Annotated in this window: 14 protein-coding genes; 5 read left to right on the top strand and 9 right to left on the bottom strand. The window is 70.8% G+C overall.

Going from position 1 to position 13541, the window contains the following annotated elements; all coding sequences use genetic code 11:
- Positions 1-52: 52 nt before the first annotated feature.
- The 9 genes from ACWD3C_RS00910 to ACWD3C_RS00870 all read right to left on the bottom strand — a co-directional run bounded on the left by ACWD3C_RS00910 (position 53) and on the right by ACWD3C_RS00870 (position 8839).
- Positions 53-1225, bottom strand: a complete 1173-nt coding sequence (locus ACWD3C_RS00910; RefSeq protein ID WP_451138610.1) for a hypothetical protein — start codon at positions 1223-1225, stop codon at positions 53-55.
- Entirely contained in the window at positions 1225-1995 is a 771-nt protein-coding gene (locus ACWD3C_RS00905) for an RNA polymerase sigma factor (RefSeq protein ID WP_451138608.1), read from the bottom strand. The genes ACWD3C_RS00910 and ACWD3C_RS00905 overlap by 1 nt, the downstream gene beginning before the upstream one ends.
- Before the next feature lie 468 nt (positions 1996-2463).
- Positions 2464-3267 (bottom strand): hypothetical protein, encoded by an 804-nt coding sequence (locus ACWD3C_RS00900; protein ID WP_451138607.1) that lies wholly within the window; start codon positions 3265-3267, stop codon positions 2464-2466.
- A 75-nt stretch (positions 3268-3342) separates the two neighbouring features.
- Positions 3343-3960, bottom strand: coding sequence for an RNA polymerase sigma factor (locus ACWD3C_RS00895; RefSeq protein ID WP_451138770.1), 618 nt, complete (start codon positions 3958-3960; stop codon positions 3343-3345).
- Between the two features lie 144 nt (positions 3961-4104).
- A complete protein-coding gene (locus tag ACWD3C_RS00890; protein WP_451138768.1) occupies positions 4105-4512 on the bottom strand; it encodes a hypothetical protein in 408 nt (135 codons plus the stop codon).
- Positions 4513-4969: 457 nt separating this feature from the next.
- A complete protein-coding gene (locus tag ACWD3C_RS00885; protein ID WP_451138605.1) occupies positions 4970-5536 on the bottom strand; it encodes a hypothetical protein in 567 nt (188 codons plus the stop codon).
- An 85-nt stretch (positions 5537-5621) separates the two neighbouring features.
- Positions 5622-6146, bottom strand: a complete 525-nt coding sequence (locus ACWD3C_RS00880; protein WP_451138603.1) for a hypothetical protein — start codon at positions 6144-6146, stop codon at positions 5622-5624.
- Positions 6147-6258: 112 nt separating this feature from the next.
- A complete protein-coding gene (locus tag ACWD3C_RS00875) occupies positions 6259-7053 on the bottom strand; it encodes a DUF4328 domain-containing protein (RefSeq protein WP_451138601.1) in 795 nt (264 codons plus the stop codon).
- A 139-nt stretch (positions 7054-7192) separates the two neighbouring features.
- Positions 7193-8839 (bottom strand): family 20 glycosylhydrolase, encoded by a 1647-nt coding sequence (locus ACWD3C_RS00870; RefSeq protein ID WP_451138599.1) that lies wholly within the window; start codon positions 8837-8839, stop codon positions 7193-7195.
- Positions 8840-9135: 296 nt separating this feature from the next.
- Here ACWD3C_RS00870 and ACWD3C_RS00865 point away from each other — a divergent pair, with 296 nt between their 5' ends.
- From ACWD3C_RS00865 to ACWD3C_RS00845, 5 genes are all read left to right on the top strand, one after another.
- A complete protein-coding gene (locus tag ACWD3C_RS00865; protein WP_451138766.1) occupies positions 9136-9771 on the top strand; it encodes a 2-oxo-4-hydroxy-4-carboxy-5-ureidoimidazoline decarboxylase in 636 nt (211 codons plus the stop codon).
- A 266-nt stretch (positions 9772-10037) separates the two neighbouring features.
- Positions 10038-10418: a succinate dehydrogenase, cytochrome b556 subunit gene (sdhC, locus tag ACWD3C_RS00860; RefSeq protein ID WP_451138597.1), complete on the top strand. Its 381-nt coding sequence runs from the start codon at positions 10038-10040 to the stop codon at positions 10416-10418.
- Positions 10419-10423: 5 nt separating this feature from the next.
- On the top strand, positions 10424-10915 hold the full coding sequence (locus ACWD3C_RS00855) for a succinate dehydrogenase hydrophobic membrane anchor subunit (protein ID WP_451138595.1): 492 nt from the start codon (positions 10424-10426) through the stop codon (positions 10913-10915).
- Positions 10916-10939: 24 nt separating this feature from the next.
- The gene (gene sdhA, locus ACWD3C_RS00850) at positions 10940-12694 is read left to right on the top strand and encodes a succinate dehydrogenase flavoprotein subunit (RefSeq protein WP_451138593.1); all 1755 of its coding nucleotides are present in this window, start codon (positions 10940-10942) and stop codon (positions 12692-12694) included.
- Positions 12694-13458 (top strand): succinate dehydrogenase iron-sulfur subunit, encoded by a 765-nt coding sequence (locus ACWD3C_RS00845; RefSeq protein ID WP_451138591.1) that lies wholly within the window; start codon positions 12694-12696, stop codon positions 13456-13458. The genes sdhA and ACWD3C_RS00845 overlap by 1 nt, the downstream gene beginning before the upstream one ends.
- Positions 13459-13541: the final 83 nt, after the last annotated feature.

Below are 13541 nucleotides of genomic sequence, written 5' to 3'. Positions count from 1 at the left end.
GTCGCGGCCCTTGTCGCCCAGAGGGTCGACGGGCATGGGCAGCGAGCGCGGGTCAGGCGTAGGTCCGCGTCCTCGGTCCGCCGGACCGCGGTGCGGCGGGCGTCGGCCTCACCGGCTGGGTCGTGACGCGGTCCGGTGCGGCTACGGGTGTGGTGGCTCCGCCGTCGGTGCGGTGGTGGTTGCCGCCGGAGGATCTGCCGTTGCCCTTGCCGTCGCCGTTGTTGCCCTTGCCGTTGCCGTGGCCGTTGTTCCTGCCGCTGCCCTTGCCCTTGTCCTTGCCGCCCTGGCTGTCGCCCTCGTCCTCGCCGGACTTGTCCGACTTGCCGGAGCGGGAGTCGTTTCCGCCGACGGAGCGGTCCGACGCGTTGTCCGGGGAACTGTCGGCGGGGGAGCGGTCGGACTGGTTGTTGAGGACGCCGTCGCAGTACTTCTTGACGCGGCCGGTGGCGGTGCCGCCCGCCGCCTTCTCCAGGTTGCGCCGGCGGTCGGCGTCCAGGGATTTGCCGTCGCTCATGTCGCGGCAGGACGAGAGGATGCCGTTCCGCCAGGCGGGGGACCGGCCCTGGCCGTTGGCGAAGCCGTCGGGCACCGGTCGGCCGGTGCCGTCGGGGTTGCCGCGTGCGGTGTCGTTCGAGGTGCCGTTGCCCGAGGAACCGTCCGCGGAGCCGTCCGGGGTGGGCTCACTCCGGGCGCCGCCCTCCGACTCGCCCGCCGGCGGCGAGACGAGCGGCCGGTCCGGGGGAACCGCGGCGGAGACCGAGGCGGCCGGGCGCGGGGAGTCGTCACGGAACGGAGTCGGCAGGGCGCCGCTTCCGGCGGCCACGGCGACCCCGCCGATCATTCCGGCGGCCAGCGCGGCGGCCATCCCGTAACGGACGGGACGGACGAGGCGTGCCCTGCGGGTCGGCCGGCCGGGGCGTCCGAGCCGTACCAGACCGCTGTCGGCGGGGAACGTCGAGGCGTGCCGATGGCCACGGCGGCCGGACTTCAGCGCCGGATCCTCGTCGGCGAGTTCCGCGCGGGCCTTGCGGAACGCCGCCAACGCGGCTTCCTCGCCCCGGAGTTCGCTGTCGGCGGGCGGGACCTCGGCGGAGAGCGCGTCCAGTGCCCCGGCGAGCCGGTCGGCCTGCGCGCGGGTGTCGGCGTCGACGGCTTCCAGCGGCTCACCACGCAGCAGACGCTCCGCCGCGTCGCGGTCCAGCCACTTGTAGTGCTCGTCGGCCATCACATGTCCTTCTGCGTCCGCGAACGCATATGCGTCACACCGGCGGACGTCACCGCGCGTGAGCGCGGTTCTCCCTGTGGTTCCTTCTGCGGTTCTGTCTGTGCTTCTGTCTGTGTTTGTTTCCGCGCTTGCTTTTGCGCTTGCTTCTGCGCTTGCTGCTGTGTTTCCTGCTGCGGCTCTCTCGGCGGGGGTACGGCGTCGAGTGCCCCGGCGGCCTGCGGATCGGCGCCCAGCAGTTCCGCGAGCCGTTTCAGTCCGCGGTGCGCGGCCGTACGGACGGCGCCGGGCCGCTTGCCGAGCGTCTCCGCGGCGGTCTTGGCGTCGAGGCCCACGACCACGCGCAGGACGACGGCCTCCGCCTGGTCCTGCGGGAGCTGGGCGATCAGGGAGAGAGTACGGTCCGTGGCCAGCGCCTCCATGGCCTCACCCGCGGTGTCCGACTCGGCGGCCTTCCCGGTCAGCTCGGTCTCGTCACCGCCGATCGCGGGGCGGCGCCCGCGCATCCGTATATGGTCCAGGGCTCGGTTGCGGGCGATCCGGGCGGCCCAGCCGCGGAACCGGTCGGCGTCCCCGCTGAACCGTTCGAGGTCCCGGGCTATCTGCAGCCACGCCTCGGAGGTGACGTCCTCCGCGTCCGGGTCGGCGACCAGCGTGCGCACGTACCCGAGCAGCCGTGGGTGCACCGCGCGGTACACAGTCCGGAACGCGGTCTCGTCCCCGTCCTGTGCCGCAAGCACCGCGGCGGTCAGCTCCGCGTCGTCCCCCAGCACCCGCACACTCCCTATGCGCCTAAACCGGCGCCGCTCTCGCGGACCTGGTCGCTCGCCATCGTGGTTTCTCAATTGATGGTTGCGGTTTCAGGCCGCTGGTCGGTTGCGGTCGTCTTTTGCTGTCCGCAGGTCGGCGCGAATGGCACGTTACGGCGTGAAACCGTTGCCCGTCCATGTCCGTAGAAGATGCAACTAACTCGTGACGCGCCGGGGTGTGCCGGGGTGTGACAGAAAACGCGGGCGCGGCGCTGTAGGTAGTACGGGCCGCCGCGCGGCCCGTGCCGCGCGACGGCCGGGGCCTCTCCTGTGGGGGGTGGCGGCCCCGGCCGTTGCCATCGGCGGGGTCGGCCGGGTGTCTTGCGAGTACGGGGGTCTTGCGAGCACGCCGGCCCTACTTCTTTCCGGACTTCATTCACGGATTCACGGACTTCGTTCCGCACATCTCGCCGGCGCGCTCTCTCCCGCGGGCTACTGATTCCGCTTGGCATTCCCGTTGGGATTCCCGGCCGTGGGTGTCGTGGGCCGCGCACTGGCCGCCTCGCTGTGGGCGGCGGCGCTGCCGGCCCCGCCGCCGGGCGCGCCCGGTTCCCCCGTACGCCCCGGAGCCGCGTCGCCCGGCTGCGCGTCCCGTTCCTCGTCCAGTTGCTCCGCGCAGTACTCCTCGACCTCCGCCACCCCGCCCGCCGCGTCGACGAGCCGTTGCCAGGCCGCGGAGTCGAGGGCCCTGCCGCGTGTCTCGACCCGCTCGTAGGCGCGGCACTGGGCCTCGGTGTCCTGGGCCTGCGAGGGGCGTTCCGGACCGGGGGCCGAGGAGTGCGCCCCGGGGGCCGAGGTGGTCGGGGCCGCGGACTCGGAGGGGGTGGGCAGGTCGGTCTCGCCGGCCGAGGGGGTCTTGCGTCCGTCCTGGTCGCCCGGGTCGTCCGAGGCACCGCCGACGGCCGCGACGGCGACCCCGCCGAGGGTCAGCCCGGCCAGCAGCACCGCGAGGGTGGCCCGTACCGAACGCCGGGCGCGTCGCTGCTCACGGGGCCGCCAGTCGTCGCGGCGCCGGGTGCGGGCCGTGTGGGCGCCCTGGTCCCGTGCCGCGAGGAAGGCGGCGACGGCGCGCGCCTCGCCGTCGGGGTCGACGTGCCGGGCCCGCACGGCGGTGGCGAGGAGGACGTCGAGGGGCGGGATGCCGTTCGGGCCGGGCCCGCTCATGCCGGGGCCGAGCGGCCCGGGGTGCGTGACCCGGCGGTCGGCCGGTCCGCCGTCGCCCTGTCGTTCACCCATGTCCGCTGCCACCTCTGCCCGACGACTTCCTGTTCCGGTTACGGTTCCGGTCACGCGTGCCGTTGCCGTTGCCGTTCATCTCGACTCCCCCAGCGTCCGGGGACCGTCTTCCGTCACACCTTCGGTGCCGAGCTGCTGGGCGAGGCGCTTCAACCCCCGGTGGGCGGCGGTGCGGACCGCACCCGGTCGCTTGCCGAGGACGCGGGCGGCCGAGGGTCCGTCCAGGCCGACGACGACACGCAGCAGCACGGCCTCGGCCTGGTCCCGGGGCAGCCGGGCGACCAGCTGGAGGGCGTACTCGGTGGAGAGGGACTCCAGGGCCTGTTCGGAGGTGCTGTGGCCGCTGGGCAGGTCCAGGAGGTCGTTCTCCAGGGCGGTCGCCCGGGGCCGCACCTTCTGCCGACGCAGGTGGTCCAGAGCCCGGTGCCGGGCGATGGTCGCGGTCCAGCCGCGGAAGCCCGCCCCGTCGCCCTTGAACCGGCCGAGGTCCCGCGCGATCTCCAGCCAAGCGTCCGACGCGACATCCTCCGCGTCGACGCCGACGATCCCACGCAGATAGCCCAGCAGTCCGGGCTGCACGATCCGGTACGCCGCCGCGAAGGCGGTCTCGTCCCCCTCCTGGGCCCGCGCTACGGCCGCGCCCAGCTCCCCGTCGTACGCCTGTACGCGGCGGGATTCGCCTCCTTGGCCCAACACTGTCCTCGTTCGTACCGAGATCGGTTTTCCTGGTTCCCCCTGGGCACGGCCGATGGTGGCCACACCCCCAAGGTCATCAGCGCCGGGCTTCACAGAAGTGTCACTGCTCGTCAGCCGCCTCGTACCTCGCGCCGGCCCGCCTCACGCGGAGCTCGGCTCGTACGCCGCCGGCCCGGCCACGCGCCCGTGCAGTTGGAGGTAGAGCATCCGTATGGACTCCGGCTCTCCCGCCTCGAACCGCTTCACGACCTTGCCGAGGGGGTTCCACACCCGCCCGTCCGGCATCCGCACGCCGACCGGCTGTCCGAACAACTCCCGCTGTACGGCGTCGAATTCGACCCACTCGGCCCCGGCCCGCCGCACCAGCACCTCACCGGCGTAGACCCCGAGTTCGAACAGCACGCCCTCGACCTCGCACCGCTCGGTCGCGCCCTTGCGCAGCCCGTCCACGATGACGTCGACGACCCGCAGGCTGTTCACGGAGTAGTCCAGCGGCAGCCGGTTGCGCGCGGTGACCCGCCGCACGAACTCCCCGGCGCACCACCGCATCCGTACCCCGACGGTCCCTCGCTGCGTCTCCACGAGTTCCACGAACCCCCCAAGAGTCCCTCACGTCTCGCAAGTTCCAGCGGACGGGGAGCCGCGAGTGTCACTGTCGGCCCGTACGGTCCCGTCATATCCGTGCGTACGAATCCACCAGGCCTCGGCCAATGTGCCGGGTGCGGGAGGTTGTTTCGCCCCCGCCGCCCCTACCCGTCCCATCCCCCAGGGGCTCCGCCCCTTCTACCCCCACGGGGCTTCGCCCCGGGACCCCCGACGGGGTTCTTCGGGTTGGTGCCGAGCTGCGGGTCGTCCGTGGCTGGTCGCGCCCACGCGGCGGAGCCGCACAATGTCACAGCCCCGCGCCCTAAAAGCAGTTCCCCGCGCCCCTGAAAGGGGCGCGCCTCCAACCCGCGCCGAACCTTTCAGCCCCGGCCGGGCACCATCAGCCTGTCCGGCCCCTGGTTCACGAACGCCCCCGTGCCCGCCGCGACACCACCGCCCGGAGCACGCACCGTCCCTCGGTCGACACGTCGAGCGCCTGGCGGACGCCACTCGCGCCGTGGCCGGCGAGGAGTTCCAGCACGGTGACCTGGCGGCGCAGTTCGGCGGCGACGAGGGGGGACATGCCGGCCGTACGGCCCTGTCGGCGCCCGTTCACGCACTCCTCGCCGTCGTCGAGGGGGTCGAGCAGCCGGTGTATCTGGAGCGCGGCGACGGAGCAGGCGTCGGCCCACTGCCGCAGGGCCTCGGGCGACTTCTCCGCGGGTACGGCGGCGAGCATCCTCCGGGCGAGGGCGGCGGCCTCGTCCTCGGGCCGCCCCGTATCGCCGGACGTGTCCCCGGCCGCCAGTTCCCCGCGTACCTTGGCGACCCGCTCCTCCCACTCCCGCCCGTCCACCAGGCTCGCCCACAGCGGCCGGAGCACCTCGTCATCGCCCCCGAGCAGCGGCACGCACCGATCCAAACAAGCCAACCCACTCGCCGCCAGCCCACGCTCGTCGGCCTGGGCGATCAGCTCCACCAGGCTCATCACGCCTCCTCGAACTCGTTCGAATGGGCGCCTTCACTTAACGGAGCCCGCACTTCCCCTTACTGCGTGCAACGGCTCGGGAGTGTCACAGAGGCACCACCCCGAGCCGGTCGAGTAACCGGAAGAGTAGATTTTCAGCCAAGTCCCCGGAATCGGAAGGGCCAGGTTCGGGTTCAGAACCCAATACGTCCACCAGCGGTTCGGCAGCCACCTCGTGCCCCGCCTCCGCGGCCCAGGCGACGGCGCACTCGGCGGCGTCGCGCGGTTCCAGGAAGTAGTCCTCGACGGTGAGCCCGTCCTCGCCGCCGTCGATGTGCGTGGCCATGGCCCCGCGCGCCAGACAGGTGGTCCAGCTCCCGCTCTCGGGCCCGGCGGCCTCGACGACCGCGCAGTCGCTGTCCATGACGTACGCGAAGAGCGCGGGCGCGCCCGTCTGCCGGGCGAGTGTGCTCATGTTGCCGATGTCGGCGTCACCGCTCGGGTACCGCCACACCTGCCACCCGTCGGCGGCCGTCGTGTGCAGCTCCAGCCCCGGCACCCCCGCCAGCGCGTCGAGTTCCGCGAGCGGCCGCTCGCTTCTGCCCACGACGTAGTAGCCCCAGTAGCCCATTCCGGTTCCCCCAGCGTCTTGGCACGCCTCGGGCCGAATACACCACAGTCGTACGGCAGTTCGCCCCCGGAATCACGCAATCCGCTCCAAGCCCGCCGGGGACGGTCCGGGGTCAGGCGGCGACCGGCGCGGGGGTCCCCGGCCCGCTCCTCGCCTTCGTGTCCTGCATCCGTGTCAACGTCAGGACAAACAAAATGGCCAGCACGGCGGCCGCGATGTCGAGGGCGTCCGTGATGAGCACCTCCACGGTGGCGTCGCGGATCTCCTCCGCGGTCTCGGCCCGCTCGTACCCGCTGGAGGCGACCCGACCGGCGACGGTCCCGATCAGCCACATCGCCCACCACGCGTTGACCAGCCCGTGCGACCGGCGCGTGTCCAAGGGACTGCTCGCGTCCCAGATGTCCAGCGCGATCCGGCGCGGGAACCAGAGGTTCACGATGGGCACGAACCAGCCGCCCACCGCCCAGCCCCGCGTCTTGCTGTGCCCGAACGGATTGAAGACCTCGGCGTTGACCCGCACCCGGTGGAACCAGACGAGGAAGACGACGCCGGTGGCGAACCAGGCGGCCAACTGCACGACGCCGGCCCCGACATAGAGCGAGTTCACCCGGTCCCACTCCTCGTCCGACACGGTGAGAAAGTCACCGCTCGCGAGGGCGTCCGCGGTGTCGTACATGACGAAACCCGTCCAGACCGCGAACAGGTCCGTGGCGATGACCACCCCGAGCAGCGCGACGGCCACCCACCCGAGCCCGACCGGTGAACGCAGCCACACCGCCGGTGCCGCACCGTTCTGCGGCACCTGCTGGAACTGCGGCGGAGCCGGATGCGCGGCCGCGGCCTCGCACGCCCGGCACAGGACGCCGTCCGGTGCCGCCTCATAGCTCCGGCAACGCGTACAGACCATGGTGAAGCCCCCCGTGTGTGGTCGAACGTGCGTGTTCCTCAACACGGCCGGGCACGCCTCTCCCCAGAGCGTCACACCCGGCACGCGGAACATGGAACATACGGTTCACCGCTCCCGTACGTCCACCCGGAATCCCCCGTCACCCCAGCCGTTCGGCCAGCTCCTTGAACGCGGGCCACGACAGCTCCGGCTCGCCCTCGTCCCACACCTTCTGGCTGAGCGCCCGCAGCGGCATCCGCACCCCCGCCGCCACCTGTTCCTGCGTCTGCGAGTCCGCCAGGTCGCACCACACCGCGAACACGCCCCCGAGGATCTGGTCGTCGTACTTCCCGGGGACCGGGGTCGTGCCGCGCAGCACCCTCGGCGTCCACTGCTCGTAGATGCGCTGTCCGGTGGGGTAGACGAAGGTCTGCGGTTCGCCGAGGACGTAGTAGAGGAACTCGTCGTTGTAGTTGACGACCCGGCGGCCCGCGCTCAGGTACTCGACCGGCTGGCGGGCGCCGATCTCCTTGCCCGTCCAGTACGCCACCTGCACCTCCTTCGCCGCCTGGACCCGCGCGTCCCGGAAGAAGCCGTCGCTCCAGGCCCGTGGAGTGCGGTCGTGCCCGAGCACCACGGCGGCCCGGTCGTTCAGCCATCCGGTCGCCAGGTCGGCGACGCCCGCTCCGGCGCCGTACGCCTTCCGCGCGGCGGCGGCCAGCTGCGGGTACGTCGCCTCGGGGTCGGACACGGCCAGCGCCCGGTACTCGTCGGCGCCGAGGTGCCAGTAGGGGCCTGGGAAGAGGTCCGCGTACTCGTTCAGCAGGTCGTCCACGATGTCCGCGGCCGCGGGCTTGGAGATGTCGATCGCACCGGCGGCCGCGAGGCCCCCCGCGCTGCGCAGTTGCAGCTCCGGATGCGCGGCGAGCACCGCGCCCAGGTGTCCGGGGGAGTCGATCTCCGGTACGACGGTGATGTGGCGGCTCGCCGCGAGGTCCAGGATCCGCCGTACCTCCGCCTTGGTGAGGTGCTGCCGGGACACGACCTCGGGGTGCGAGTCGGACTCGATGCGGAAGCCCTGGTCGTCGGAGAAGTGCAGGCCGAGCTGGTTGTACTTGAGGTCGCCCAGCTCGCGTATCCGGTCCTCGATCCAGCCCGCCGTGAAGTGCTTGCGCGCGATGTCGAGCATCAACCCGCGCTGCGGCTTGGCCGGCTGGTCCCGTACGACGCCCTCGGGCGCCGTACCGCCGCCGCGCACCTCCTGTTTGAGGGTGCGGGTGCCGTAGAAGACGCCGGCCTCGGCGGGGGCGGCTATCCGGACCTGCCCGTTCCGCACAGTCATCGTGTACGCCTCGGAGTCCGGCCCGCCGTCCCCGGTGAGCGTCAGCTCCACGTCCCCGGCGCGGGGTTCGGCCTCCCCCGCGTACTCCAGGCCCAGTTCCTCGGCGGTCAGCCGCCCCTCGTCGGTCAGGTCGCCGTCGTCCACGACCACGCGGGCGCCGTCGGAAGGACGCCAGCCGGGGCCGCGGGCGGGCTCGTGCTGCCGTACGGAGGGGATGGTCTGCGGGGTCTCGGACAGGGGGTACGAGCGCGAAGGCGAAGGGCTCGGGGTCGGGGCGACCGCCGTGGCGCTCACCGACCGCTCCTCCGAGGGCCGCGCCCCGCTCGGCGTCGTGTCACCGCTCGGCCAGACGGTCACCGCCACGGCCACCGCGCCACCCGCCACGGCGACACCCGCGCCGAGAAGCAACCCGTTCCGCCGTACGAACGTCTTCTCCCGGGGCACCCGGCGCCTGCCACGGCTCATGTCGCTCCCCTCATGCTCCTGGGGTCCGCCTTGGCCGACTCTGTTCGCTGTCGCCGCATACCGCCCGTCTCCGTCCCGAAACCTCCGCAAACCTCCGCAAACCTCCGCACACCGATGTACCACTGCACCCACCGATGCGTCGAACCCCCGAGACCTACGATCCCTCACCCGTCACAATCGACCACCGCACGTCGGCCGTGGGTCAGCCAATGCGTCCACCGAGCATTCCGAAACTCTCCCGTTCGGGTGAAATTCAGGCAACGATCGGACAGGTCCTGACCACCCTCGATAACGTGATGACACAGCTCTCACCCCTTCCCCTGCCGACCCGTACGCGACATCCACGAGACGTCGCCGCATCCCACCGCCGAGGATCCACGCTGCCCGCGCACCGTCTTCCCCACCTCCCCGGCCAGGTCGCCATACCGAAGCAGACCTGTACCTCGACCCCCACGGCCCTGGAGCAGTTCAATTCCGCCCCCGGCGACGAAGCCGAACGCGCCCTCCTGACCTGCCTGCGCAGCCTCCGCTGGGCCCACCGCATCGCCGAGCACCGGCCCTACCCCGACCAGGAGGCCCTGCTCGCGGCAGCCGACGAGGCGGCGTACGACCTGACCCCCACCGACCTCGCCGAAGCCCTGGCCGGCGAATCCCTCACCCTCCTCCCGGACGGCGCCTACTCCGCCGCCCACACCGCCCTCAGCGCCGCCCACGCCGCATACGAGAGCCGCTTCGGCCACGTGTTCGTCATCTGCCTGGACGACGTGACCCCCGAAGAGTCCCTCGACCAGGTCCTGGCCGGAATCCGATCACGATTGACCAACGATCCGGAGGAGGAGCGCCTACTGACGGCGGAGGAGCTCCGCCGCCTGGCAAGGGGAAGACTGACCCGCCTACTGGGCCACTTCCCCGCCCGACCTGTGGACCAATAGGGGCGCGGCGCTGTATCGATATGCGGCTCCGCCGCGTAGGCGCGACCAGCCACAAACCACCCGCACCCGGCACACAAGAACCTCCCGCACCGCCTTAGCCGCATTTCACCCGTCCGCTTACCGGTTTGATCACACCACCGGGGGCCACCGTCAGCATTCCGACAACACGTCGCTACGATGGCCGGGGCCGGTGGACCGTACCCGGCCGGGCCCGACCGACAGCACAAGCCGGCGCGGCCCCAATCCCCGCTCCCGGAGGGACTTCCGTGCCGGCTGGAACGCTGTACCGCGGCCGGGAAGGAATGTGGTCCTGGGTGGCTCACCGAGTCACCGGCGTCCTCATCTTCTTCTTCCTGTTCGTACATGTGCTGGACACCGCTCTCGTCCGTGTCTCCCCCGAGGCCTACGACGAGGTCGTGGCCACGTACAAGACGCCGATCGTCGCGCTGCTGGAGTACGGCCTCGTCGCCGCCGTCCTCTTCCACGCGCTCAACGGCCTGCGTGTCATCGCCGTCGACTTCTGGTCGAAGGGCCCGCGCTACCAGAAGCACATGCTCTGGACCGTCGTCGGCATCTGGGTCGTGCTGATGGCCGGGGCGATCTACCCCGTCCTCGGCCACGCCGCTCGTGAAGTCTTCGGGAGCTGAGGCTGATGTCTGCCACTGAGACCACCGCATCCGGTATCGGCCCCGTCGAGGGCACGGGCGAGCTGTCGGGGTACAGCCCCGACAACCCGGCCCCCGTCATCGAGCCCCCGCGCAAGCGCACGAAGAAGACCCCGAAGGCGACCCGCGGCAACTTCGAGATGGCCGCGTGGCTCTTCATGCGCCTGTCCGGCGTCGTCCTGGTCGTCCTGGTCATCGGCCACCTGCTGATCCAGCTCGTCCTCGACGGCGGCGTCTCGAAGATCGGCTTCGCGTTCGTCGCGGGCCGCTGGGCGTCCCCGTTCTGGCAGACCTGGGACCTGCTGATGCTGTGGCTGGCCATGCTGCACGGCGCCAACGGCCTGCGTACCGTCATCAACGACTACGCGGAGCGCCCGAACACGCGCCTCTGGCTGAAGGGCCTGCTGTACACCGCCACGGTGTTCACCATCCTGCTGGGCACGCTGGTGATCTTCACCTTCGACCCGAACATCCGCTAGGCACGGGGCTGAGGTAATCCACCCATGAAGATCCACAAGTACGACACCGTCATCGTCGGCGCGGGCGGCGCCGGCATGCGCGCCGCCATCGAGTCGACGAAGCGCAGCCGCACCGCCGTGCTGACCAAGCTCTACCCGACCCGCTCCCACACGGGCGCCGCGCAGGGCGGTATGGCCGCCGCGCTGGCCAACGTGGAGGAGGACAACTGGGAGTGGCACACCTTCGACACGGTCAAGGGCGGTGACTACCTGGTCGACCAGGACGCCGCCGAGATCCTGGCGAAGGAGGCCATCGACTCGGTCCTCGACCTGGAGAAGATGGGCCTGCCGTTCAACCGGACGCCGGGCGGCACGATCGACCAGCGCCGCTTCGGCGGTCACAGCCGGAACCACGGCGAGGCGCCCGTCCGCCGGTCCTGCTACGCGGCCGACCGCACCGGCCACATGATCCTCCAGACGCTGTACCAGAACTGCGTCAAGGAGGGCGTGGAGTTCTTCAACGAGTTCTACGTCCTCGACCAGCTGATCACCGAGGTCGACGGCGTCAAGAAGTCGTCGGGCGTCGTCGCGTACGAACTCGCCACCGGCGAGATCCACGTCTTCCAGGCGAAGGCCGTGATCTACGCGTCCGGCGGCACCGGCAAGTTCTTCAAGGTGACGTCGAACGCGCACACGCTGACCGGTGACGGCCAGGCGGCGGTCTACCGGCGCGGGCTGCCGCTGGAGGACATGGAGTTCTTCCAGTTCCACCCGACCGGCATCTGGCGCATGGGCATCCTGCTGACGGAGGGCGCCCGTGGTGAGGGCGGCATCCTCCGCAACAAGGACGGCGAGCGCTTCATGGAGAAGTACGCGCCGGTGATGAAGGACCTCGCGTCGCGAGACGTGGTGTCCCGCTCCATCTACACGGAGATCCGCGAGGGCCGTGGCTGTGGCCCCGAGGGCGACCACGTCTTCCTGGACCTCACGCACCTCCCGCCGGAGCAGCTGGACGCCAAGCTCCCGGACATCACCGAGTTCGCGCGCACCTACCTGGGCATCGAGCCGTACACGGACCCGATCCCGATCCAGCCCACCGCGCACTACGCCATGGGCGGCATCCCGACCAACGTCGAGGGCGAGGTGCTCGCCGACAACACCACGGTGGTCCCCGGCCTGTACGCGGCCGGCGAGGTCGCCTGCGTGTCCGTCCACGGCGCCAACCGCCTGGGCACGAACTCCCTGCTGGACATCAACGTGTTCGGCAAGCGGGCCGGCATCGCGGCGGCGGAGTACTCCCAGACGGCGGGCTTCGTCGAGCTGCCGGAGGACCCGGCGTCGCTGGTCGTCGAGCAGATCGAGCGGCTGCGCTCGTCCACGGGCAACGAGCGCGTGGCGGACATCCGCCGTGAGCTGCAGGAGACCATGGACGCGAACGTCATGGTGTTCCGCACCGAGCAGACGATCAAGACGGCGGTCGAGAAGATCGCCGAGCTGCGCGAGCGCTACACGAACGTGGCGATCCAGGACAAGGGCAAGCGGTTCAACACGGACCTGCTGGAAGCCGTCGAGCTGGGCAACCTGCTCGACCTGGCCGAGGTCATGGCGACCTCCGCGCTGGCCCGCAAGGAGTCCCGCGGCGGTCACTACCGCGAGGACTACCCGAACCGCGACGACGTCAACTTCATGCGCCACACCATGGCGTACCGCGAGGTCGGCGCCGACGGCACCGAATCCATCCGTCTCGACTACAAGCCGGTCGTCCAGACCCGCTACCAGCCGATGGAGCGTAAGTACTGATGGCAACCCCTGTTCTGGACAAGGCCGAGGCACAAGCGCAGGCGGCGTCCCCGTACATCACGGTCACGTTCCGCGTGCGCCGCTTCAACCCCGAGGTGGCGGCCGAGGCGGTCTGGGAGGACTTCCAGATCGAGATCGACCCCAAGGAGCGGGTCCTCGACGCTCTCCACAAGATCAAGTGGGACGTGGACGGCACCCTCACCTTCCGCCGCTCCTGCGCACACGGCATCTGCGGCTCGGACGCCATGCGCATCAACGGCAAGAACCGTCTCGCCTGCAAGACCCTGATCAAGGACATCAACCCCCAGAAGCCGATCACGGTCGAGCCCATAAAGGGCCTCACGGTCCTCAAGGACCTGGTCGTGGACATGGAGCCGTTCTTCCAGGCGTTCCGGGACGTGATGCCGTTCCTGATCACGAAGGACACGAACGAGCCGACGCGGGAGCGCCTGCAGTCGGCGGAGGACCGCGAGCGCTTCGACGACACGACGAAGTGCATCCTGTGCGCCGCCTGCACGTCGTCCTGCCCGGTCTTCTGGAACGACGGCCAGTACTTCGGCCCGGCTGCCATCGTCAACGCGCACCGCTTCATCTTCGACTCGCGTGACGAGGCGGGCGAGCAGCGCCTGGAGATCCTCAACGACAAGGACGGCGTGTGGCGTTGCCGCACCACGTTCAACTGCACGGACGCCTGCCCGCGCGGTATCGAGGTCACCAAGGCGATCCAGGAAGTGAAGAAGGCGCTGATCACGCGCCGCTTCTGATCTCTTCGTCGCTCGTCTCTTCATTGCTGGTACGACACTGAGGGCCCCGCTCCGACCGGAGCGGGGCCCTCAGCAGGTTCACG

The sequence above is a fragment of the Streptomyces sp. NPDC002845 genome, assembly GCF_053591955.1.
Note: the sequence above shows the minus strand (reverse complement) of the source record. Positions and strands in the feature narration are given on the sequence as shown.